Raw genomic sequence first — 22,193 nt, 5'->3', positions numbered from 1 at the left:
CCATGGCATCCCCCCACACCTCCACTGCGCTGCTGCCCGCCCTGGCCGCCGGTCTGGCCGATGGCCGCCTGCGCGTGGTCGACCTGACGCAAACGCTGTCCCCGTCCTTCCCCGCGCTGCAACTGCCGCCGCAGTTCGGCCAGGTGCAGGGCTTCAAGATCGAGCGCATCTCGCACTACGATGAATCCGGTCCGGCCTGGTACTGGAACAACTTCTCCTGTGGCGAGCACACCGGCACCCACTTCGATGCACCGGTGCACTGGATCAGCGGACGCGACCATCCCGGCAACAGCGTCGATACCATCGCGCCCGGCAATTTCATTGCGCCGGCCGTGGTGATCGATGCCAGCGCCGAAGTGGCCGCCAATGAAGACTGGCTGCTCGACGTGCCTTTCCTCGAACAATGGGAAGCGCAGCATGGTGCCATCCCGGCCGGTGCCTGGGTCCTGCTGCGTACCGACTGGTCGCTGCGGGTCAATGATGCGGACGCCTTCCTCAACCTGCGCGAGGACGGTGCGCATACGCCCGGCCCCACGCAGGCCGCTGTCGAATGGCTGATCCACCAGCGCAAGGTACACGGATTCGGCGTGGAAACCATCAACACCGATGCCGGCCAGTCCTACGCGTGGCCGGTGCCCTATCCTTGCCACACGCTCATGCACGGTGCCAATCGCTACGGCCTGCAATGCCTGCGCAATCTGGATCAGTTGCCGCCGCAGGGGGCGATGCTCTTCTCCGCACCGCTCAAGATCGAGGGCGGTTCCGGCAGTCCGCTGCGCGTGCTGGCACTGGTGGAGTAAGCACATGGCCAGCGCACATTCCTTTGCCGGGCCGGATGCGGCCGATGTGATCTTCGTCGGCAGCGGCATCAATTCACTGGTCGGCGCCGCGCTGCTGGCGCGGCGCGGCAAGCGCGTGCTGGTGCTGGAGCGCAATGACCGCGCCGGTGGCTGCATCCGCACCGAGACGCTGTTTCCGGGTTATACCCACGAGGTATTGTCGTCCTGGTATCCGCTCTTCATGGGCAGCCCCGCCTATGCCGAATTGGCGGAGGACCTCAAGGCGGCCGGACTGGAATTCCTGCAGCCGGCCTACACCACCGGACTGGTCACGCCCGATGGCCGCGGCCTGGCCCTGCGTCAGGACCTGGCCGATGCCGCTGCCCGCATCGACGCGCTGGCACCGGGCGATGGCGCGGCCTTGCTGGCCATGGCGCAGCGCCTGTTCGGACAGGATGCGGCGCTGACCTTCGGTCTGCTGGGCAGCGATCCGTATGGCTGGAAGCTGCTGCGGCTGTTGTTTTCCGAATGGCGGGCGCGCGGACTGGATGGCCTGCTCGGTTTTGGCGCGGATGCCATGGAAAGCTTCCGCCGCTGGGCGCAGCGCACGCTCAAGTCGGATCTGGCGCGCGCCTTGATCGCCCCGTGGGTGCTGCATTCCGGCCTCGGTCCGGACGATGCCACCTCGGCCCTGATCGGCAAGCTGACCTTCGCAGCCGTGGTCAGCGGTGGCATGCCGGTGGTCAAGGGCGGGGGCGGGCAACTGGTGGCGGCCCTGTCGCATCTCATCATGCAGCGTGGCGGCGAGGTCCGCACGAACGCTGAGGTGGCCCGCATCATGACGCGCGGCGAAGGCCGCAAGCAGCGCGCCACCGGCGTCGAGCTGGCCGACGGTACGCAGTTGCAGGCCGGGCAGGCGGTGGTCTGCAACGTCACGCCGCCGCAGCTTTATGGCCGTCTGCTGGCGCAGGCACCGCAGGCGGTGCAGGAGCGGGCCGGGAGCTACCAGTTCGGACGTGGCGGCATGCAGATCCACTTCGCCCTGAATGCCCCACCGGCCTGGACCACGCCGGAGCTGTTGCAGGTGCCGCTGGTGCACCTCACGGAGAGCATGGAGCAGGTGTGCGCCAATGTGACCGGGGCCAACAACGGCTGGCTGCCGGCGCATCCCACCTTGGCCATCGGCCAGCCGGTGGCCGTCGATCCTTCGCGCGCACCGGCGGGGGGCTGGATCCTGTGGATACAGATGCAGGAATTGCCGTCCCGCCTCAAGGGCGACAGCGCCGGCGAGATCGCCGTTGCGGCAGATGGCCGCTGGACCACCGACGTGCGCGAGGCCTTCGCGGACCGGGTGCAGGCGCAGCTGGAGCAGGTCATGCCGGGGTTGGGTCAACGGGTCGTGGGCCGCCGCACTTATTCGCCGGCGGATCTGGAGGCGCTGAACTGCAATCTGGTGGGCGGCGATCCGTATTCGGGCGTGTGTTCGCCCGACCAGTTCTTCTGGCTGCGTCCGTTTGCCGGCAGCCACGGGGCGCGCGGACAGCAGACGACCGTCGCCAATGTCTTCCACATCGGTGCCAGCACCCATCCCGGACCGGGACTGGGCGCGGGTTCCGGCTACATGGTGGCGCAGCGGCTGGCGCCACGCTGACGCGGTCTTTCTCTACTCTCTGGTCTGAAGGGTTTTGTGCGCCGGTGATCCCGGCGCATTTTTTTCGTCAATCGCCAGGGGTCAGCGTGCCCGCAAGGTCTTGCTCGGCGATTCGCCGTAGCGTTGCTTGTATTCGTTGCTGAAGCGGCCCATGTGGGCGAAGCCCCAGCGCAGCGCCACACCGGCCACGTGGTTGCTGTCGCCGCTCATGAGCTCGGCGCGGGCGCGTTCCATGCGCAGGTCGCGCAGGTATTGCATCGGGCTCACGCCGAGGAAATCCTTGAAGCCCGCATAGAGGCTGCGCACGCTCACCCCGGCGGCCTGGGCCAGTTGCTCGGCCGTGACCGGCTCGTGTGCATGGGCTTCCAGGAAATCCTGGGCGCGCCGCACATGGCGCGGCAGGATGGTACTGCGGCGTGCCGGGGCGTCCTCGCAATGGTTGTGACGATGCGAAGTGACCAGGATGGAGGCCGCCAGCTGTTCGATCTGCGACACCACGATCTTGTGCATGGCCAGGTCGGGATGCTGCAGGGTGCAGTCGATCAGGTAGGACAGCATGCATTGCCACGGCGCACACTCGCGCCAGCGAAAGCCCAGCTCGAAACGCAGCGGCTCGTTGAGCGGATGGCCGAGATAACCGACCAGGGTGCGTTCCACCAGCGAGCGCGACAGGCGCAGCATCAGCTGATCGGTACCGGCCATCCAGGTCATGCGGGTGGCTTCCTGCGGGCTCAGCACCGAGGCCAGCTCGGCCGAGGAATCGATGTGCTGTGCACCGCTTTCGATACGCGCCATCCCATAAAGAGGCATCTGCACCAGAAAGAAGCTGTCCAGCGAGCCCGGCTCGATCTGTACCGCCGAGCCATAGCGCAGGCGGCTCACCGACAGGTCGCCCAGCGAGGTGTAATGCATGCGCGCATCCAGGCGCTCGCCCTGGCCGGTGAGGTCCAGCCGGTGCGGTTTCATCACGCGGCCGACCATGGAGCGCACTTCGTCCAGGTCGGACGAGGCGAACAGGAGCTTGTTGGAACCATTGAGCAGGCGTTCGACCGACGCCGGCATGGGCATGCGCCCGGTGGAGGGATCGGAGTGGAGTACGTTCATCATGGCTGCTACCTCTGCAGGCTAGTCCGGCGGTGGTGTCTCTTGTCATCATCAGGGCGGAAACAAGAGGGCGGAAATGACTTCCTTTGCCTAACAAGTTTCGTGCCAAGATGTATGAAAAATCATGTTTTAGTTCTTGTGATGTCTTTATCTCATTGCCGGGCCCGTGGTGGCAATATGCGCTGCAACATGGCGTCATCGATGGCGTGCAGCGGATGTTGTCGGCGAGTAACGAAAAATCCGTAAATCATTATTATTGGTGATTTTTCCGCACGGTTTCAAGCTTCCTGGCGCCCCCGGCCATCGGCGGAAAAGTTGTCTTGCCGCCCGTTTCCATCCTTGGTCCAATCCTGTTTCTATCCCCGGAATGCGCGCCTTATCCAGCCTCTGCCAAAAGTCCTGATGCATGATTAATCATGTATTGACGCCAGCCTCCCCGGGAACGAAAGTGCAACACAAGGAAATTCATTGCACACGGGGACCACGATGGCCGAGCGATCATTCGTAGAAGAAGTAAAGAAACTGCGCCTGGGCGCAGGGGAAGTATTCAGCGGCGAGGGCATCCTGGCCGTCACCAAGGCCTTGCTGGAGTCGGGCGTGGCCTATGTGGCCGGTTACCAGGGCGCACCGATCTCGCACCTGATGGACGTGCTGGCCGATGCCCAGGACATCCTGTCGGAACACGGCATCCGCTTCGAGAACAGCGCCAGCGAAGCGACCGCTGCCGCCACCCTGGCAGCCTCGGTGAACTATCCGCTGCGCGGCGCGGTGACCTTCAAGGCCACCGTCGGCACCAACGTCGCTTCCGACGCGCTGGCCAACCTGGCCTCGGGCGGGGTGCTGGGCGGTGCGCTCATCATCGTCGGCGAAGACTATGGCGAGGGCTCCTCCATCATGCAGGAACGCAGCCATGCCTTCGCCATGAAGTCGCAGATGTGGCTGCTCGATCCGCGTCCCAACCTGCCCTGCATCGTGCAGGCGGTCAAGGATGGCTTCGACCTCTCCGAAGCGAGCAGCACGCCGGTGATGTTGCAGATGCGCATCCGCTCCTGCCACGTGCACGGGCAGTTCGTCAGTTCGGCCAATCGCCGTCCGTCCTTCACCGTCAAGGATGCGCTGGAAAATCCGGCGCGCGACCTCAGCCGCATCGTGCTGCCGCCCGCCAGCTTCCTGCATGAAAAGGAAAAGGTCGAGCAGCGCTGGCCCGCCGCCATCGAATTCATCCGCGCCCGCCAGCTCAACGAATTCTTTGCCGAAGACGCGGCCGATGTCGGCATCGCCCTGCAGGGTGGTACCTACAACACGCTGATCCGTGCGCTGGAACAACTGGGCCTGTCCGATGTATTCGGCGAGTCGAAGATTCCTCTGTACGTGATGAACGTCGCCTATCCGCTGGTGGATGCCGAGTTTGACCGCTTCTGCCAGGGCAAGCGCGCCATCCTGGTGCTGGAAGAAGGCCAGCCCAACTTCGTCGAGCAGAACGTGGCCAACATCCTGCGCCAGCTCGGCCTGCCCACGCAGCTGCATGGCAAGGACCTGTTGCCGATGGCCGGTGAATACAACACCGCCACCGTACTGGCCGGGGTGCGCAAATTCCTGGAGCGCTACCAGATCATCGAGGCGCAACCCGCTCCCGCACCGGTAGCCAGCACGCCGCGCGTGATCCCCATCGCCAACGGCAATGCCCCGGCCAGGAGCGCCGAGGTCACCATCAAGGAAGCGAAACTGCCCACGCTGGACCAGTCGGTGCATGCACGGCCGCCGGGCTTCTGCACCGGCTGTCCGGAGCGGCCGATCTTCACCGCCATGAAGCTGGTGGAACGTGAGCTGGGCGAACACCACATCAGCGCCGACATCGGCTGTCACCTGTTCTCCATCCTGCCGCCCTTCAACCTGGGCAACACCACCATGGGCTATGGCCTCGGCGGGGCCGGGGCGGCGGCGCTCAATGCGCCGGCCGGCAAGCGCGCCATCTCGGTGATGGGCGATGGCGGTTTCTGGCACAACGGTTTGACCAGCGGCGTGGCCAATGCGGTCTTCAACCAGAGCGACAACCTCACCATCATCATCGACAACAACTACACCTCGGCCACCGGCGGCCAGGACATTCCGTCCTCGCGCGCCGTCAACGCCACCCGCAGCACCGGTCATGAGATCGAGACGGCGGTCAAGGGCGTGGGCGTGAAATGGGTGCGCACCATCAAGCGCACCTATGACTTGAAGCGCATGACCAGCACCCTGCGCGAAGCCCTGACCACCACCGAAAAAGGTCCCAAGGTTCTGGTGGCGCAGAGCGAATGCATGCTCAACCTGCAGCGCCGCGAAAAACCCAAGGTGCGCAAGGCCGTCGCTGCCGGCCAGCGCGTGGTGCGCGAGCGCTTCGGCGTCGATCCCGAGACCTGCACCGGGGACCACTCCTGCATCCGCCTGTCGGGCTGCCCGTCGCTCTCCATCAAGAGCAACCCCGATCCGCTGCGGCGTGATCCGGTCGCCACCGTGGTGGACAGCTGCGTGGGCTGCGGCCTGTGCGGCGAGGTCTCGCATGCGGCGGTGCTGTGCCCCTCGTTCTTCCGCGCCGAGATCATCACCAACCCCAGCCGCATGGACAAGCTGCGCCAGCGCGTGCGCACCGTGGTGATCGGCTGGCTGCAGGCACGCGACGCCAGGCGCCGTGCGCGTTACGCCTTCTGAGCCGGGACGCGCCATGACTGCAATGAACAAGAACCTGACCTTGAAGATGGAGCTGCACCATGTCCCCTAAACCGATCAAGATCGCCATCCTCGCCATGGGCGGCGAGGGCGGTGGCGTGCTGGCCGACTGGATCGTCGACCTGGGCGAATCCAACGGCTATTTTGCCCAGACCACCTCCGTGCCCGGCGTAGCCCAGCGCACCGGGGCCACCATCTACTACGTGGAACTGTTCCCCGGCGCCGGCCAGCCTGGCGCACGCACGCCGGTGCTGGCGCTGATGCCCATGCCGGGCGACGTCGACGTGGTGCTCGCCTCCGAGCTGATGGAAGCGGGCCGCGCCGTGCAACGCGGCCTGGTCACGCCGGACCGTACCACCTTGCTCAGTTCCACCCATCGCGTGTATTCCATCGGTGAGCGCACCGCCATGGGCGATGGCCGGGTCGACAGCGACGCATTGATCGAACATGCCCGCAAGGCCGCCAAGCGCTTCGTCAGCTTTGACATGGCCGAGTCCGCCGAGCGGGTGGGCAGCGTCATCAGCGCCGTGCTCTTCGGCAGCCTGTGCGGCACCGGTGTACTGCCGTTCAGCCGGGCCCAGTTCGAAGCCACCATCGAGCGTGGCGGGGTCGGCGTCAAGCCCAGCCTGAAAGCCTTTGCCGTCGGCCACGACCAGGCGCGGCAGGCCGAGGCGGCCGCACCTGGCGCAACGGCCGAGGCAGCGCAGTTCAAGCCGGTGCAACTGGCCGCCATCGCCGACCAGCAGGTCGTGCGCCTGGTGCAGCAGGCCCAGGCCTATCCCGATCCGGTGGCCGCCATCGCGGTGGAAGGCGTGCGTCGCCTGATCGACTATCAGGACCCCGACTACGCCGCGCTCTACCTGCAGAGGCTCGCTGCCCTGGCCACGGCCCCCGGCGGCCAGGACACGGAACTGCTGGCCGAATCGGCGCGCTACCTGGCCCTGTGGATGTCGTATGAAGACACCATCCGCGTGGCCGATATCAAGACCCGCAGCAGCCGTTTCAACCGGGTGCGCAGCGACGTGCGCGCCAAGGAGGAGCAACTGGTGGACATCAATGAATTCATGCACCCGCGCCTGGAAGAAATCTGCGAGACCCTGCCGGCCGGTCTTGGCCGCTGGCTGGCGCGAACGCACTGGGCGCATCGCCTGGTACGCCGCTATACGCAGGAAGGCCGCGTCATCAAGACCAGTTCGCTGCCCGGCTTCCTGCTGCTGTACGGGCTGTCGCGCTGGCGTCGTTTCCGCCGCGTCACCTTGCGTTATGCCCAGGAGACCGAGCGCATCGAACGCTGGTGGCAGCGCGTGACCGCACTGGCGGCGGTCAATCCGGCGCTGGCCCTGGAAGTGGCGCAATGTCAGCGGCTGGTCAAGGGCTACAGCGATACCCATGTGCGCGGCCTGCGCAATTACGAGACCCTGATGCAGGTGGTGGATCGCCATGCCCGCGTGCTGGCCCCCGCCGTCCTGCGTGAACTGCGCGATGCGGCGCTGGCCGACGAGCACGGCCACAAGCTGCGCGCCAGCCTGCAACAACACGCGCTGCAATGAGGAGGACGGCATGACATTTCCGCGATTCGAACGTGCCCACCGCATCCGCTTTTCCGAATGTGATCCGGCCGGCATCGTCTTCTATCCGCAGTACTTCGTGCTGTTCAACGATCTGCTCGAAGCCTGGATCGACCACCTGCTGCCCGAGGTCGGCTTTGCCGGCTACATCGGCCAGTTGCGCTACGGCCTGCCGACGGTGGAACTGCATGCGCAGTTCGAGGCGGTCTCGCGCATGGGCGATGAGGTCACGCTGGTGCTGGAGGTGGAGCGCCTGGGCGGCAAGTCGCTCACGCTCAATCTGTCCTGCATCGCCGCCGGCGGAGAACTGCGCATGAAGGTGCGGCAGGTGCTGGTGTGTACCTCGCTGGAGACGCATCGCTCCATCGATGTGCCCGCCCTGCTGCGCAACGCCCTGGAGACGGGGGCTCACCAACAACAAAGGAGTGCGACATGAACATCGTCTGTATCGGCGGCGGTCCCGCCGGCTTGTATTTCGGTCTGCTGATGAAACTGCAGGACCCGTCTCATCGTGTAGTGGTGGTCGAGCGCAATCGTCCCTATGACACCTTCGGCTGGGGCGTGGTGTTCTCGGATGCCACGCTGGACAACCTGCGCGAGGCCGATCCGGTATCGGCCGCCACCATCACCGGCGAGTTCAGCCGCTGGGATGACATCGACGTGCATTTCAAGGGCAGCGTCATCAGCAGCGGCGGCCACGGTTTCATCGGCATCGGCCGCAAGCGCCTGCTCAACATCCTGCAGGCGCGCTGCGAAGAACTCGGTGTGGAACTGGTCTTTGAAACCCAGGTGCAGGATGACCAGGAGATCGCGCGCCAGTACCAGGCCGACCTGCTCATCGCCAGCGACGGCATCAACAGCGCCGTGCGCACCCGCTATGCCGAGACCTTCCGTCCTGACATCGATCAACGCAATTGCCGCTTCGTCTGGCTGGGCACGCGCAAGGTCTTCGATGCCTTCACCTTCATCTTCGTGCCGACCGAATACGGCTGGTTCCAGGCGCATGCCTATCGTTTCGAGAATGGCCTGTCCACCTTCATCGTCGAGACCACCGATGCCGCCTGGCAGGCGGCCGGCATCGACAAGATGTCGCAGGAAGACGGTGTGGCCTTCTGCGAAAAACTGTTCGCCCCGTGGCTCGATGGCGAGAAGCTCATCTCCAATGCCACCCACCTGCGCGGCTCGGCCATCTGGATCCGCTTCCCGCGCGTGATCTGCGACAAGTGGGTGCAGTGGACCCGTCCGCATGGCGAGGCCGGTGCCGAGGTGCCGGTGGTGCTTATGGGCGATGCGGCCCACACGGCGCACTTCTCCATCGGCTCCGGCACCAAGCTGGCGCTGGAGGACGCCATCGAACTGTCGCGCATGCTCAAACAGGAAGGCAGTCTGCGCGCCGGTTTGCAGCGATATGAAGCGGTACGCGGGGTGGAAGTCCTGAAGATCCAGAATGCGGCGCGCAACTCCACCGAATGGTTCGAGAACATCGCCCGCTATGAAGGCCTGGAACCGGAACAGTTTGCCTATTCCCTGCTGACCCGCTCGCAGCGCATCTCGCACGAGAACCTGCGCCTGCGTGATCCGCAATGGCTGGAAGGCTACGAACGCTGGCTGGCCAAGCGGGCCGGGCTGCCCGCCGATGGCGCGCGCCCCACGCCGCCGCTGCTGACGCCCTTCAAGGTGCGCGAGCTGACGCTGGCCAATCGCGTGGTCGCCTCGCCGACCTTGCTGTATGCGGCGCGCGAGGGCATAGCGGGCGATTTCCATCTGGTGCATCTGGGTGCGCGTGCGCTGGGCGGCATCGGCCTGCTGCTCACCGAGGCCACGGCCGTCAGTCCCGAGGGGCGCATGACGCCGGGCTGCCCCGGCCTGTGGAACGAGGAACAGAAGCAGGGCTGGAAGCGCGTGGTCAATATGGTCCATGCCAACAGCCAGGCACGCATCGGCCTGCAACTCAATCACGCGGGCCGGCGCGGTTCCACCCAGCTCGGCTGGGAGCAGCCGGATCGTCCGCTGGCGGCGGGCAACTGGCCGCTGGTTTCGGCCAGTGCGCTGCCCTATCTGGAAGGTGTTTCGCAGGTCCCGGCCGAGGCCAGCCACGATGAACTGGCGCGCATCCGCGAGGACTTCGTGGCCGCCACGCGACGTGCCGTGGAGGCCGGTTTCGACTGGCTGGAATTGCAGGCCGGGCATGGCTGCCTGCTCTCCAGCTTCCTCTCGCCACTGACCAACCAGCGTCAGGATCAGTACGGCGGCACGCTGGACAACCGCCTGCGCTACGTGCTGGAGGTGGTCAAGGCGGTGCGTGCCGCATGGCCCGCGCACCTGCCGCTGTCGGTCCGCATCTCGGCCACCGACTGGGCCGAGGGCGGCACGACCGTGGATGAGGCGGTGGAAATCGCCCGCCAGCTGCATGCGCACGGGGCCGACGTGATCGACGTCTCTTCCGGCGAAGTGACCCCGGCGCAGAAGCCGGTCTATGGCCGCATGTTCCAGGCACCGTTTGCCGACCGCATCCGCAATGAGGCCGGTGTGCCGACCATCGCCGTGGGGGCCATCACCGAGGCCGACCAGGTCAACGGCATCATCGCCTCCGGCCGCGCCGACCTGTGCGCGCTGTCGCGGCCGCTGCTGGCCGACCCGGCCTGGCTGCTGCACGAGAGCGCCCGCCAGGGCTGGCGCGAGGTGAGCTGGCCGCCCGCCTACCAGTGGGGCCGCGACCAGCTGGAACGCAGCCTGTCCGGCACCCGCCGTTGAGCCGTCCATCCGTCAATGAAAGGGAAGCATCGTGAGCAATGACACCTACGATCAGTACCGCGAAAGCGTGGCCGGCCGTGCCGATGTCTCGGACACGCCGGAACTGCTGGCCTACTACCGCCAGCTGGAACAGTTGAAGACCGGCGCACTCTGGACGGTGGCCAACAAGATCGAGCCCTGGCAGCCGAAATCGCAATCGGTGCCGGTGCTGTGGCGCTATGCCGAGCTGCGCGAACACGTGCTGCGTTCGGTGGCGCTGGTCTCGCCGGAGAAGGCGGGCCGGCGCGTGATCTATCTCGACAATCCGGGCCGCCGCGAGGTATCGGCCGCTGTCGGCTGGCTCTATTCCGGCCTGCAGGTGATGCATCCGGGCGAGGTCGCCAGTGCGCACGCGCATTCCTCCTCGGCCCTGCGCTTCATCATGGAGGGACGCGGTGCCTACACCATCGTCGACGGCCACAAGATGACGCTGGAAGCCAATGACTTCGTGCTCACCCCCAATGGCACCTGGCACGAACACGGCGTGGAAGCCGATGGCCTGCCCTGCATCTGGCAGGACGGCCTGGACATTCCGCTGGTCAATGCGCTGGAGGCCGGCTTCTACGCCGTCCATCCCGACCTGCACCAGGCCGTGACCCATCCGGTCGACGATGCGGTGGCGCTGTGGGGCGCACCGGGCCTGCGTCCGCAGGATGTGGGCTGGAACAGGCCCTACTCGCCGCTCTTCAAGTACCAGTGGGGACCGACCTATGAAGCCCTGCAACGCTACGCCCGCGCCACCGAGGGCAGCCCCTTTGATGGCCTGCTGATGCATTACACCAACCCGGTCAGCGGCGGCCACGTGATGGCCACCATCGGTGCCAGCATGCAGTTGCTGCGTCCGGGTTTCGCGGGCCGCGCGCATCGCCATACCGGCAGCTTCATCTACCAGGTGGCCAAGGGCCATGGCCATTCCATCATCGATGGCCAGCGCTTCGACTGGAAGGAGCGCGACATCTTCTGCGTTCCGTCCTGGGCCTGGCATGAGCACGTCAATGGCAGCGCCAGCGAGGATGCCTGCCTGTTCTGCTTCAGCGATTTGCCGGTCATGGAGAAGCTGGGCCTGTATCGCGAAGAAGCCTATGCCGAGCACCACGGCCACCAACCCGCCATTACCCCCGCAGCCGCGTGAGGCTGCAGGGATTTTCTGAACGCCCTACCAACATCCAACAGGAGTGAGATGCCATGAAACTGGTTACCTACCGCGCCAATGTGAGCGCCGCCGCCCGCCTGGGCGCCATCGTCGATGACCTGGTCGTCGACCTGCAACAGCTGGGCCTGTACGCCGGCGAGGCACTGCCCGACAACATGCTGGACTTCATCGACCTCGGCCCGTGTGCCATCACCAGCACCACCGCGCTGCTGGAGCGCCATCGCGGCCAGTGGCCGGTGGGCGTGGCCCGTCCGCTGGTCAATGTCCGGCTGCTGGCACCGATTCCGCGTCCGCGCAAGAACATCTTCGGCATCGGCCTGAACTACGTGGAACACGTGGAAGAGTCCAGCCGTACCCTGGATACCTCCAAGGAGCTGCCCAAGCAGCCGGTGATCTTCTCCAAGCCGCCCACCACCGTGATCGGCCAGGGTGACGCCATCGAGCACAACCAGGCCATCACCCGCCAGATGGACTGGGAAGTGGAACTGGCCGTCATCATCGGCAAGCAGGCCAAGGGCGTGAGCAAGACCGATGCGCTGGACTACGTGTTCGGCTACAGCGTCATGAACGACATCAGCGCCCGTGACAACCGCCGCGCAGGCCAGTGGATCTATTCCAAGGGCCAGGACACCTACGCGCCCTTCGGCCCCATGATCGTCACCGCCGACGAGATTCCCGACCCGCACAACCTGGACCTGAGCCTGACCGTCAACGGCGTGACCAAGCAGAGTTCCAACACCCGCCACATGCTCTTCAAGGTCGACACCCTGATCGCCGACATCAGCGCCGGCATCACCCTGGAACCAGGCGACATCATCGCCACCGGCACCCCCGCCGGTGTCGGTGCCGGCCGTTCGCCGCAGGAATGGATGTGGCCGGGTGACGTGGTGGTGGCCACCGTCGAGAAGATCGGCAGCCTGCGCAACCCCATCGTCGCCGTGGGCGAGCTGCCGCCGGGCAAGGCCTAAGCCTTCAGATTCAAGTGCGGTCTGCCGTGCGGGCCGCCGTTCTCTCACCAAGGAACTGACATGCTCGAACTTCAACGTTTCAAGGCCGCAGCGGTCCAGGCGGCCCCGGTCTTCCTCGATACCGATGCCACGGTGGACAAGGTGGTGGCGCTGATCGCCGAAGCCGCCGGCCATGGGGCAAAGCTGGTGGCTTTCCCGGAAGTGTTCGTGGCCGGCTATCCCTACTGGAGCTGGATCATGAACCCGATCGAGGGCAGCAGCTGGTTCGAACGCCTGGTGCGTTCGGCCATCGAGATCCCCGGTCCCGAGATCAGCAAGATCGCGCAGGCGGCCGCGCGCCACCAGATCAACGTGGTGGTGGGCGTGAACGAACGCAACCGCCACGGCATCGGCACGATCTACAACACTGTGGTCACCATCGCCGATGATGGCCGCATCATCGGCCGCCATCGCAAGCTGGTGCCGACCTGGGCCGAGAAGCTGACCTGGGCCCCGGGCGATGCGTCGGGCCTGCGCGTGCACCAGACCAGCATCGGTCCGCTCGGTGCGCTGGCCTGTGGGGAAAACACCAATACGCTGGCGCGCTTCTCGCTGCTGGCGCAGGGCGAGCTGGTGCACGTGGCCAGCTACATTGCGCTGCCGGTAGCCCCGGCCGACTACGACATGGCCGAGGCCATCAAGGTGCGTGCAGCGGCCCACTGTTTCGAGGGCAAGGTGTTCACCATCGTGTCCTGCTCGACCGTCTCGGAAGAGATCATCCAGGCCATGGAAGCCAGCCACCCGCAGGCCCGCGCGCTGCTGTCACGCCGCAACAGCGCCTTCTCCGGCGTGCTGGGTCCGGATGGGCGGGTGATCGGCAGCCCGCTGATCGATGAGGAAGGCATCGTCTATGCCGACATCGATCTGTCGCGCTGCATCCAGCCGCGCCAGATGCACGACATCACCGGCCACTACAACCGCTTCGATGTCTTCAATCTCAACGTCAATCGCCAGCCCTTGCAGGCTGCGCATTTCTCCGATGGCGACTCTGTCATGGATGAAGTGCCGGTCGAGGTCGTGGCGGAAATTCAAAAGGATCGCCCATGACCACGAAAGTCAGCCAAGCCGCCGACAGTGCCCGCAGCTATCGCATCGGGCAGATCGTGCCCTCCTCCAATACCACCATGGAGACCGAGATCCCGGCCATCCTGCGTGCGCGGGAACTGATTCTGCCGGAGCGTTTCACCTTCCATTCCAGCCGCATGCGCATGAAGCACGTCACCAAGGAAGAGCTGGCCGCCATGGATGGCGACAGCGACCGCTGCGCGCTGGAATTGTCGGATGCGCGGGTGGATGTGCTCGGCTATGCCTGTCTGGTGGCCATCATGAGCATGGGGCGTGGCTATCACCGCGTCTCCGAGCAGCGCCTGCACCAGCGCACCGTGGACAATGGCGGCCCGGCTCCGGTGGTGACCAGCGCCGGTGCGCTGGTCGACGGCCTGCATGCCATCGGGGCCAAGAAGGTGTCCATCCTCACGCCCTACATGAAACCGCTCACGCAACTGGTGATCGATTACATCGAGAACGAAGGCATCGAAGTGGTCGATAGCATCTCGCTGGAAATTCCGGACAATCTGGAAGTCGGCCGCCAGGATCCGCGTGCACCCATCGAGATCACCAAGCGTCTCGACACCCGGGGCGTGGATGCCGTCGTGGCCTCGGCCTGCGTGCAGATGCCTTCGCTGGCCTCGGTGCAGGCCATTGAGGATCGCGTCGGCCTGCCGGTGCTGTCTTCCTCGGTGGCCACCACCTACATGATGCTCAAGCGGCTGGAGTTGAGTACCGCCGTGCCGGGTTTTGGCGCGCTGCTGTCGGGGCGCTATTGAGCGGGGTCAAGAAAGCCCCGTCCGGGGAAGCCATGGGTCTCCCCATTGCGCCCGGGGACGGGGTATCCTTGCTGCTTTCAGAAGAAGAGGCAGCGAGGGGAATGGCAAAGTCAAAGGCATTCGTCGACAACTACCTGCCGGCTCTGCTGGGGCAAGCCTGGCAGCTGTTGTCGACCCAGTTTCATGCGGTGGTGGAAGCACACGGCCTGTCGGTGCTGGAATGGCGCGTGCTGTCGATTCTGGCCAGCAACGGCGGCATGAGCATCTCGGCCCTGGCCGATGCGGCGGTGAGCAAGCAGCCCACGGTCACGCGGCTGCTGTTGCGGCTGGAAGCGCAGGGCCATGTCGAGCGCACCACCAGCCAGGATGATCGTCGCTTCACGCTGGTGCGGGTCACGCGCAATGGCCGCCGGCTGGTCTCGGGCCTGATCGAACTGGCCGAGCAGCACGAGCGCGAGGTGCTGGCCTCGATGAATCCGCAGAAGGTGGAGATGCTCAAGGAACTCCTGCAGGAAATCATCACGCGCTATCGTCCGCAGCGCTGACCCGGCGCGCAGCGCTTACTTGGGCCGCCGCATCTGGAACCGGCCCTGCGGCAGCACCTCGAAGTAATCCGCCGGTCCGCCGCCGCGCAGGATGTGCTGCGCCGCTGCCGTATCGTAGACGCCATCGACCAGCAGCGACTGGTCGATGTGCACCGCCACCACTTCTCCGTAGACCATCCAGGTGTCCAGCGTGCGGCCCTCCAGCGTGGTCAGCGGCTGGATCTGTGTCACCTTGCATTCCATCGCCACCGGGCTCTCGCCCACGCGCGGTGCGGCCACCACCAAGCCCGTTACCGGCGTCAGTCCGGCCAGCTCGAATTCATTGACTTCGCTTTGTTCCAGGCTGCTCTGGTTGACCTGCCCGGCCAGCGCCCGCGTGGCCAGGTTGTAGACGAATTCGCCGGTTGCCTCGGCATTGCGCACGCTGTCCTTCTTGCCGACGCTGGCGAAGGCGACGATGGGTGGCCGGTAGTTGAAGATGTTGAAGAAGCTGTAGGGCGCCAGGTTGGGACGGCCCTCGGCATTGAGCGTGGAGATCCAGCCGATCGGGCGCGGACCCAGGATGGACGGGATGGGATCGTGCGCCAGGCCGTGGCCGTGGCGCGGTTCATAGCGGTGAAAGAGTGGGCTCATTGCGATATGCGGGCAAGCGCTGCCGGATACGGATGGAAACCGTATTATGTCGCGCCTGCCGTCCAGGCAGGGGGACCGCCGCATCAAAGCTGCCAGATACGGACGGTCACCGCGCTGCCTGGACTGTGAATGCTACCCGGTTCAGAAGCCCCAGCTCAGCATGCCCACCAGCTGATTGCCCTGCTTGACGTCAAAGCGGTTGTAGCCACCGAGGATGGCCTGCAGCGACCAGGTGATGGAAGAGTCGGGGAAGGGCGCCGACAGGCCCAGCGTCAGGTGGCGCAGGCCGCCGCTGCTGGGGCCGTTGCCGGCGAAGCAGCCATTGACCACGAAGGCCTGGCCTGCCCCGCAGGAGGCACCGGTGGCGGTGTCGCGTGTGCCGAGATACTTGCCCTCGCGGCTGTAGGTGTAGGCGCCCAGCGTGCCGGTGAAGGTGATGTCGTAGGGCAGCGGCTTGGTGTAGACCAGGGTCCAGTAGGTATCGCCCTTGTTGCCCCAGACCACGTCGTTGAGCAGCGTCTGCGCATTGAAGGACAGCGCGCCCCAGGTCAGGCCGGCCTTGGTTTCCAGCGCATTGGCATGGCTGCCGTTGGCGTAGTAGTAGCCGGTCATGCCCAGGGTATAGCCGAGGTCGCCGCTGATGTTGCCGGCGTAGGCGAAGTAGAAATCGTTTTCCACCGAACGCGGTTTCTGGAATTCGGTGATGCTGCGATCGCTATAGGAATTGCCCAGCTGCTTGTACGAATAATTGATGGTCGAGGCCCAGTAGCCGAAGCTCCAGCCACTGCTGTGGACGAAGTCGATGCCCCATTGCAGCGCAGCCTGGTCCGATTCGGGCGCGTCGGCACCGGCATTGCCCAGCGGCTGGCCGTTGCCGTAGGTGGTGGTGACGCCGCGCAGCACATAGCGCGAGGCCAGGTCGATGTGTTTGGTGATGGTCCACGGACCGGCCGGGGCCGCAGCCGGCGCGGCATCATCGGCCAGCGCCGGAGCGCAGGCCAGCAGGGTGGTGAGGGCAGCGGCGCAGGTGCCGAGGCCGCAAAGGCGCGACAGGGACGTGGCGTAGGTAGTCAAGGTTCTCTCCGTGGTTTGGTCTGGAAGCAGCGTGGATCAGTGTGAAAGCAAGGGACGAGCAGGCCCCGGCGGGTCCGTTGCCGGACCCGCGCAAGACAGTGGGTAATGCTGTTGTGGTGGTGACGTTGTGCGCGCGTGTGCGCGAAAAACTTAAAGTTTTCCGTCGGCCGCCATCTTCATGTAGGCCGGGTCGAAGCGCAGCTTGACGTTCTTCTTGTCGCCGATCACCACGTTGCCGTCGAAGGCGACGCCGATGCCATCGGCGCTCTTGACGTTGGGACCGAGGATGCCGTGGTCAAAGCTGAACTTGGCGATGCGGCCCATGATGGCCGGCAGCTCCTTCTTGGTGGCGAATTCCAGCGCTGCCTTGGGCTGGTAGAACATGGCGGTGGCCGCCAGCTGCGACTGGAAGCCCGCCAGGTCGGTGCCGGAAGCCTTGCCCATGGCGGTCAGCGCGCGCGTGGCGCGCTCATCCTTGGCGGTCATGATGGCCATCATCTCGTACCAGGCACCGGTGAGGGCCTTGCCGAAGGCGGGGTTTTCCTGCAGGGTTTTTGTGTTGACCACCATCAGGTCCATGATTTCGCCGGGCAGCTGCTTGGAGGTGTAGACCAGCGACACATCGGGCGAGGCCGCAATCGAGGACAGCATCGGGTTCCAGGTCACCGTGCTGGTGACGGCCGGGGTGGCGAAGGCGGCAGTGATGTCGGCATCGCTGGTGTTGACCACCTTGACGTCACGCTCGCGCAGGCCGGCCGTTTCCAGCGCGCGCGCCAGCAGGTAGTGCGAGACCGAGAATTCCACCAGCTGCACCGACTGGCCCTTGATGTCGGCCAGCTTCTTGTTCTTCCCCTTGAGCACGATGCCATCGTTGCCGTTGGAATAGTCGCCCACGATCAGGGCAGTGGAGTCCACGCCACCGGCGGCGGGAATGGTGAGCGCATCCATGTTGGTCATGGTGCAGCCGTCGAACTTGCCGGCGGTGTACTGGTTGATCGACTCCACGTAGTCGTTCAACTGCACGGCACTGATGGTGATGCCGTACTTCTTGCCCCACTTGGCCAGGATGCCTTGTGCCTGAGCTTCGCCCCAGGGCATCCAGCCGGCATAGATGGAGGTACAGACCTTGAAGTCGGTGCGGGGGGCGGCGTGGGCCGATGAAAGCGCGCCCGTGAAGGCGGCCAGGGCGATGGCAGCGCCACCAAGGATTCGGGAAATGTTGTACACGGCGTAGGGTCCTCGAAGGGTTTATTGGAAAAAAGCCCGGGAGCGGCGCGGTCGTTGCGAACGCGTCATCTCCCGGGCTTTTCTCCCGCCGTGTAACCCCTTGCGAGGTCGACTGCTCTCGGACCAGACATCCGCACCAGCGAACCGGAACCCTAGCTGTCCATTGCAAATTGTGCTGACTCAAGACCGGACTCGCCGGCTCCCGCTCGCTTTTCAGCAAGGTTCATGCCAATGCCCGGATGCGATGTCGATGATGCGGGATGCCGGTTTTCGCTATTAATAGCGAACGGTTCAACGCGCCATTCGCTGCGTCACCCGTGAGCGATGCTGGCGCATCGTGCGCGCGCCAAATCGGTGCCGGTTTGCACCATGCTTGCGCTCCAGCGATCCGCGAAGTTTCACGTGATTGGCTGCGAACCAGTACAGGTGCGGGTTTGCGCCGGGAGCGCAAGGGCATGCAGGGCTGGTCTGGATCTTGCATGCAAGATTGTCGTTCTCGCCGAGGGCGAGCCAAGACGACTTGGGCCGAAGCAAATGAAGCGCATGCATCACGCGTGGCGGCGGCAACCATCCCTGGACGGCCAGGCCATGTTCGCAGGAGCAGACCATGCCCATGACCCGATCTCACGACACTTCCGTTTTTCCCTTCGCCTTTTCCAGCGAGGCCGCACAGGCCCTGCCGCTCTGTGGCCGCATGCGCACTTCATTGCTGCTCATTGAAGTGCTTGCGCATGCGGTGCGCTGGCTGCGCCGTGCGCGCTGATGGTATGGAATTTGCTGAAATCCAATGACATGCAGAGCAGCCCGCACCGATGATCTGACAATGACCTGATCATCCGACGGCTGCACAAGACGTTCAAATAGCTGGCTAGGGTTCCGGTCTGCCGCAGGCAGATGACTGGTCCGAGAGCCGGCGACCTCGGTCGAGGTTACACGGCGGGACAAAAGCCCGGGAGAGAGTTGCACCACAGGTGCCGCGCTGCTCCTGCTTTTGTTCAACCCCGACCGGAGTTTCCCGTGATCGCTGTTCGCCACCCCAGGTTCCATCCCGCAGCCCGCGTGCTGCGTCCGTCCCTGCCTCGGTCCTTGCCACAGGGAGGCGCGCCATGCGTTTCCTGAATCGCCATCCCGGCCGCTCAGGGCAGTGGCTGCTGACGCTCCTGCCCTTCCTCATCCTGGCGCTGCTGTACGCCTTCGGCTCGGCCACGCGCCTGGCCGACAATCCCAATGACAAGCTCCTGCCCAGCCTCGCGCAGATGGTCGATGCGGTCCGTCACATGGCCTTCATGGAAGACCCGCGCACCGGCGACTACCTGTTCTGGAGCGACACCCTGGCCAGCCTGCAGCGCGTGCTGCTGGGCCTGGGCATCGCGGCCGTGGCCGGGCTGGTGCTGGGCATCGCCAACGGCATCTTCCCGGTGCTGCGCGCAGGATTCTCGCCGCTGCTGACCGTGATCTCGATGGTGCCGCCGCTGGCGATCCTGCCGATTCTCTTCATCGTCATGGGGCTGGATGAATTGTCCAAGGTGATGTTGATCGTCATCGGCGTCACGCCCTTGCTGGCGCGTGATCTCGAACACACCGGCCGCGCCATCCCTGCCGAACTGCTGATCAAGGCGCAGACACTCGGCGCCAACAGCTGGACCGTTGTGCTGCGCGTGGCCCTGCCGCAGATGCTGGCACGCCTGCTGGTCTCGCTGCGCCTGTCGCTGGGGGCGGCGTGGCTGTTTCTCATTTCTGCGGAAGCGATTTCGGCAACGGCTGGTTTGGGCTATCGCATCTTCCTCGTGCGCCGCTATCTGGCCATGGACGTGATCCTGCCCTACGTGGTCTGGATCACGCTGCTGGCGTGGCTGATGGACTGGTCTCTGCGTGCCATCCACCGCCGCTTCTTCCCCTGGGCTGAAGGAGGCCGCGCATGAGCTACATCGAGATCCGCAACGTGTGGCAGCAATACGGCCAGAACGTGGTGCTGGAGCGCCTCAACCTGCGCGTGGAAGAAGGCCAGTTCTGTACCCTGGTCGGTGCTTCCGGCTGTGGCAAGTCCACTTTCCTGCGCTTGCTGCTGGGGCAGGAGCGTCCGAGCAAGGGCCAGCTGCTGCTGCAGGGCCAGCCCTTCCCGGCCGAACCTGATGCCACGCGCGGCGTGGTGTTCCAGCGCTATTCCGTGTTCCCCCATCTGAACGTGCTGGACAACGTGGCCATTGGTCTGGAACTGCCCCAGTCGCCGTTGCTGGGGCGCCTGTTCGGCGGTGCCAAGCGGCGCGCCCGCGAAGAGGCGGCGCAGCTGCTGCATCGTGTCGGTCTGGGCCACGCGCTGGACCTGTATCCCAGCAGCCTGTCGGGCGGCATGCAGCAACGGCTGGCGATTGCCCAGGCGCTCATCGTGCGTCCGCGCGTGCTGTTGCTGGATGAACCCTTCGGTGCCCTCGATCCGGGCATCCGCAAGGAGATGCATGCGCTGCTGCTGGACCTGTGGAAGGACAGCGGCCTGACCGTCTTCATGGTCACCCATGACCTCTCCGAAGGCTTCACTCTGGGCACACGGCTGCTGGTGTTCGACAAGGTGCGCGCCGATCCGCAATACCCGCAGGCCTACGGGGCCCACATCACTTACGACATCGCCCTCAACGAGGCCCGTGCCCGCGAACAGGCGGACAAGCTGGCCTCCCTCCTCACTGCAAAGGAAAGCTGACATGAGCAAGGATCCCCTGGCCCTGCAGGCCAGACTCTACGAAGAACTGCTGCCCGGCGGCGGCCATACGTCCTTCATCCTCAAGCGCGGGCAATCGCTGCGCATCACCGACATCGAAGGCGGTGCCAACGTCAGCATGATGATGCTGAACGCCCAGCAGCCCAGCGAACGCCTGAACCTGCCCGACACCCTCAAGGGCCAGCACACCGCGCGCCTGCAGGCCGGTCACTGCCTGTACTCCGACATGGGCCGCGTGCTGGCGGCCATCACCGAAGACACCTGCGGCTGGCATGACAGCTTCGGCGGCGTGCTCAATGCCGAAGAGGTGCGCGAGAAATACGGCCAGGGCCGCTACCAGGAATTGCGCAACGGATTCCATCGCAACGGCGCCGACAACCTGCTGGTGGAAATGGGCAAGTGGAACCTCGACCTGCAGGACCTGCTGATGGTGGTGAACCTGTTCTCGCGCGTGAACGTGGATGCCGAGGGCGTTTTCCACTTCGTGCCCGGCAATTCCAAGGCGGGTGACTTCATCGAACTGGCCGCGCCGATGGACACGCTCATCATCCTGACGGCCCTGCAGCATCCGATGGACCCGCATCCGCACTACGCACCGCGCCCGGTCCGGCTGGCATGGCTGCAGACGCACAGCGACGACAGCACCCATGCCTGCCGCCATTCTCGCCCCGAGAACGAGCGCGCCTTCCACAACACTGAACGCTTCCATCTCTGAACCAGGGAGACTCACATGCACATCATCGAAAGCCAGCGCGCCCCCGAACAAGCCGTGTTCCGTCACGTGATCCCGGCCGGCGAACCCTATCTCTTCAACCTCGGCGCCGGGCAGACCGTGCGCCTGCTGGACCTGGAAGGCAACCAGGCCATCGATACGCTGTTCTACAGCGCCGCCAATCCGCGTGAACGCTACGATCCCCAGCGCACCCTGCGCCGCCAGAATCGCGCCTACCTGGGTGCGGGCAGCGTGCTGTATTCCAACCTGGGCCGCGCACTGGCCACCATCGTGGCCGATACCTGCGGCCGCCATGACACGCTGGGCGGGGCCTGCGCGCAGGAGAGCAATACCGTGCGCTATGCGCTGGACAAACGCTACATGCACAGCTGCCGCGACAATTTCCTCTGTGCCTGTCTGCACGATGGCCGCCTCAACAAGCGCGACATCGGCGCCAACATCAACTTCTTCATGAACGTGCCGGTCACCCCCGAGGGCGGTCTCACTTTCGAGGATGGCATTTCGGCCGCCGGCAAGTACGTGGAGCTGCGCGCCGAGCAGGATCTCATCGTGCTGATCTCCAACTGCCCGCAGCTCAACAATCCCTGCAACGGCTGGAACCCCACGGCGGCCGAAGTGCTGGTGTGGGACTGATCCGCACCGCTTGAACGACCGCAGTAGTGCACCGCTCGCGGACGA

At 65.1% G+C, this 22,193-nt stretch carries 20 protein-coding genes and 2 riboswitches; of the genes, 16 read left to right on the top strand and 4 right to left on the bottom strand.

The features are described 5' to 3' along the window. Positions 1-2: 2 nt before the first annotated feature. The gene (locus J2X56_RS16985; RefSeq protein WP_121040930.1) at positions 3-800 is read left to right on the top strand and encodes a cyclase family protein; all 798 of its coding nucleotides are present in this window, start codon (positions 3-5) and stop codon (positions 798-800) included. A 4-nt stretch (positions 801-804) separates the two neighbouring features. After that, on the top strand, positions 805-2,430 hold the full coding sequence (locus J2X56_RS16980) for an NAD(P)/FAD-dependent oxidoreductase (protein WP_310161108.1): 1,626 nt from the start codon (positions 805-807) through the stop codon (positions 2,428-2,430). An 81-nt stretch (positions 2,431-2,511) separates the two neighbouring features. On the opposite strand, the gene J2X56_RS16975 is transcribed toward J2X56_RS16980, so the two are convergent. Then, positions 2,512-3,537 (bottom strand): AraC family transcriptional regulator, encoded by a 1,026-nt coding sequence (locus J2X56_RS16975; RefSeq protein ID WP_134134324.1) that lies wholly within the window; start codon positions 3,535-3,537, stop codon positions 2,512-2,514. A gap of 483 nt (positions 3,538-4,020) precedes the next feature. Here J2X56_RS16975 and J2X56_RS16970 point away from each other — a divergent pair, with 483 nt between their 5' ends. From J2X56_RS16970 to J2X56_RS16930, 9 genes are all read left to right on the top strand, one after another. Then, the gene (locus tag J2X56_RS16970) at positions 4,021-6,225 is read left to right on the top strand and encodes an indolepyruvate ferredoxin oxidoreductase subunit alpha (protein WP_121040924.1); all 2,205 of its coding nucleotides are present in this window, start codon (positions 4,021-4,023) and stop codon (positions 6,223-6,225) included. A 59-nt stretch (positions 6,226-6,284) separates the two neighbouring features. Further along, positions 6,285-7,793, top strand: a complete 1,509-nt coding sequence (locus tag J2X56_RS16965; protein ID WP_310161104.1) for an indolepyruvate oxidoreductase subunit beta family protein — start codon at positions 6,285-6,287, stop codon at positions 7,791-7,793. A gap of 10 nt (positions 7,794-7,803) precedes the next feature. Further along, positions 7,804-8,247 carry a thioesterase family protein gene (locus J2X56_RS16960; RefSeq protein WP_204726885.1) on the top strand — a complete coding sequence of 148 codons (444 nt, stop codon included), beginning with the start codon at positions 7,804-7,806 and terminating at the stop codon, positions 8,245-8,247. Further along, positions 8,244-10,565: a bifunctional salicylyl-CoA 5-hydroxylase/oxidoreductase gene (locus J2X56_RS16955; protein ID WP_310161101.1), complete on the top strand. Its 2,322-nt coding sequence runs from the start codon at positions 8,244-8,246 to the stop codon at positions 10,563-10,565. The genes J2X56_RS16960 and J2X56_RS16955 overlap by 4 nt, the downstream gene beginning before the upstream one ends. Positions 10,566-10,596: 31 nt before the next feature. After that, positions 10,597-11,736, top strand: a complete 1,140-nt coding sequence (locus J2X56_RS16950) for a cupin domain-containing protein (RefSeq protein WP_310161099.1) — start codon at positions 10,597-10,599, stop codon at positions 11,734-11,736. 53 nt (positions 11,737-11,789) lie between these two features. Then, positions 11,790-12,725, top strand: a complete 936-nt coding sequence (locus tag J2X56_RS16945; RefSeq protein WP_121040914.1) for a fumarylacetoacetate hydrolase family protein — start codon at positions 11,790-11,792, stop codon at positions 12,723-12,725. A gap of 60 nt (positions 12,726-12,785) precedes the next feature. After that, positions 12,786-13,811: a carbon-nitrogen hydrolase family protein gene (locus tag J2X56_RS16940; protein ID WP_310161096.1), complete on the top strand. Its 1,026-nt coding sequence runs from the start codon at positions 12,786-12,788 to the stop codon at positions 13,809-13,811. Beyond that, positions 13,808-14,590: an Asp/Glu racemase gene (locus J2X56_RS16935; RefSeq protein ID WP_051156182.1), complete on the top strand. Its 783-nt coding sequence runs from the start codon at positions 13,808-13,810 to the stop codon at positions 14,588-14,590. The genes J2X56_RS16940 and J2X56_RS16935 overlap by 4 nt, the downstream gene beginning before the upstream one ends. A gap of 101 nt (positions 14,591-14,691) precedes the next feature. After that, positions 14,692-15,135, top strand: coding sequence for a MarR family winged helix-turn-helix transcriptional regulator (locus J2X56_RS16930; RefSeq protein ID WP_034333847.1), 444 nt, complete (start codon positions 14,692-14,694; stop codon positions 15,133-15,135). Positions 15,136-15,150: 15 nt separating this feature from the next. Here J2X56_RS16930 and J2X56_RS16925 read toward each other — a convergent pair whose 3' ends face one another. The 3 genes from J2X56_RS16925 to J2X56_RS16915 all read right to left on the bottom strand — a co-directional run bounded on the left by J2X56_RS16925 (position 15,151) and on the right by J2X56_RS16915 (position 18,069). Beyond that, a complete protein-coding gene (locus J2X56_RS16925; protein WP_134134333.1) occupies positions 15,151-15,768 on the bottom strand; it encodes a flavin reductase family protein in 618 nt (205 codons plus the stop codon). Between the two features lie 141 nt (positions 15,769-15,909). Beyond that, the gene (locus J2X56_RS16920) at positions 15,910-16,842 is read right to left on the bottom strand and encodes a TorF family putative porin (RefSeq protein ID WP_310161090.1); all 933 of its coding nucleotides are present in this window, start codon (positions 16,840-16,842) and stop codon (positions 15,910-15,912) included. Between the two features lie 150 nt (positions 16,843-16,992). Then, positions 16,993-18,069, bottom strand: a complete 1,077-nt coding sequence (locus tag J2X56_RS16915; RefSeq protein ID WP_034333841.1) for a putative urea ABC transporter substrate-binding protein — start codon at positions 18,067-18,069, stop codon at positions 16,993-16,995. Between the two features lie 67 nt (positions 18,070-18,136). Further along, positions 18,137-18,236: riboswitch (guanidine-I (ykkC/yxkD leader) on the bottom strand. A gap of 440 nt (positions 18,237-18,676) precedes the next feature. On the opposite strand from J2X56_RS16915, the gene J2X56_RS16910 reads away from it, so the two are divergent. The 5 genes from J2X56_RS16910 (at position 18,677) to J2X56_RS16890 (ending at position 22,148) form a co-directional block, all read left to right on the top strand. Continuing rightward, the gene (locus J2X56_RS16910) at positions 18,677-18,832 is read left to right on the top strand and encodes a hypothetical protein (RefSeq protein WP_310161086.1); all 156 of its coding nucleotides are present in this window, start codon (positions 18,677-18,679) and stop codon (positions 18,830-18,832) included. 94 nt (positions 18,833-18,926) lie between these two features. After that, positions 18,927-19,027, top strand: a riboswitch (guanidine-I (ykkC/yxkD leader). A 148-nt stretch (positions 19,028-19,175) separates the two neighbouring features. After that, positions 19,176-19,991 (top strand): ABC transporter permease, encoded by an 816-nt coding sequence (locus J2X56_RS16905; protein WP_134134335.1) that lies wholly within the window; start codon positions 19,176-19,178, stop codon positions 19,989-19,991. Continuing rightward, positions 19,988-20,764 (top strand): ABC transporter ATP-binding protein, encoded by a 777-nt coding sequence (locus J2X56_RS16900; protein ID WP_209569415.1) that lies wholly within the window; start codon positions 19,988-19,990, stop codon positions 20,762-20,764. Before J2X56_RS16905 ends, J2X56_RS16900 begins: the two co-directional genes overlap by 4 nt. 1 nt (position 20,765) lies before the next feature. Continuing rightward, complete coding sequence (locus J2X56_RS16895; RefSeq protein ID WP_039783237.1) at positions 20,766-21,497, top strand: urea amidolyase associated protein UAAP1; 732 nt, start codon at positions 20,766-20,768, stop codon at positions 21,495-21,497. A gap of 15 nt (positions 21,498-21,512) precedes the next feature. After that, positions 21,513-22,148 (top strand): urea amidolyase associated protein UAAP2, encoded by a 636-nt coding sequence (locus J2X56_RS16890; RefSeq protein ID WP_121040900.1) that lies wholly within the window; start codon positions 21,513-21,515, stop codon positions 22,146-22,148. The last annotated feature ends 45 nt before the right edge of the window (positions 22,149-22,193 follow it).

The organism is Herbaspirillum sp. 1173 (assembly GCF_031455335.1).
GTDB lineage: Bacteria > Pseudomonadota > Gammaproteobacteria > Burkholderiales > Burkholderiaceae_D > Herbaspirillum > Herbaspirillum huttiense.
Note: the sequence above shows the minus strand (reverse complement) of the source record. Positions and strands in the feature narration are given on the sequence as shown.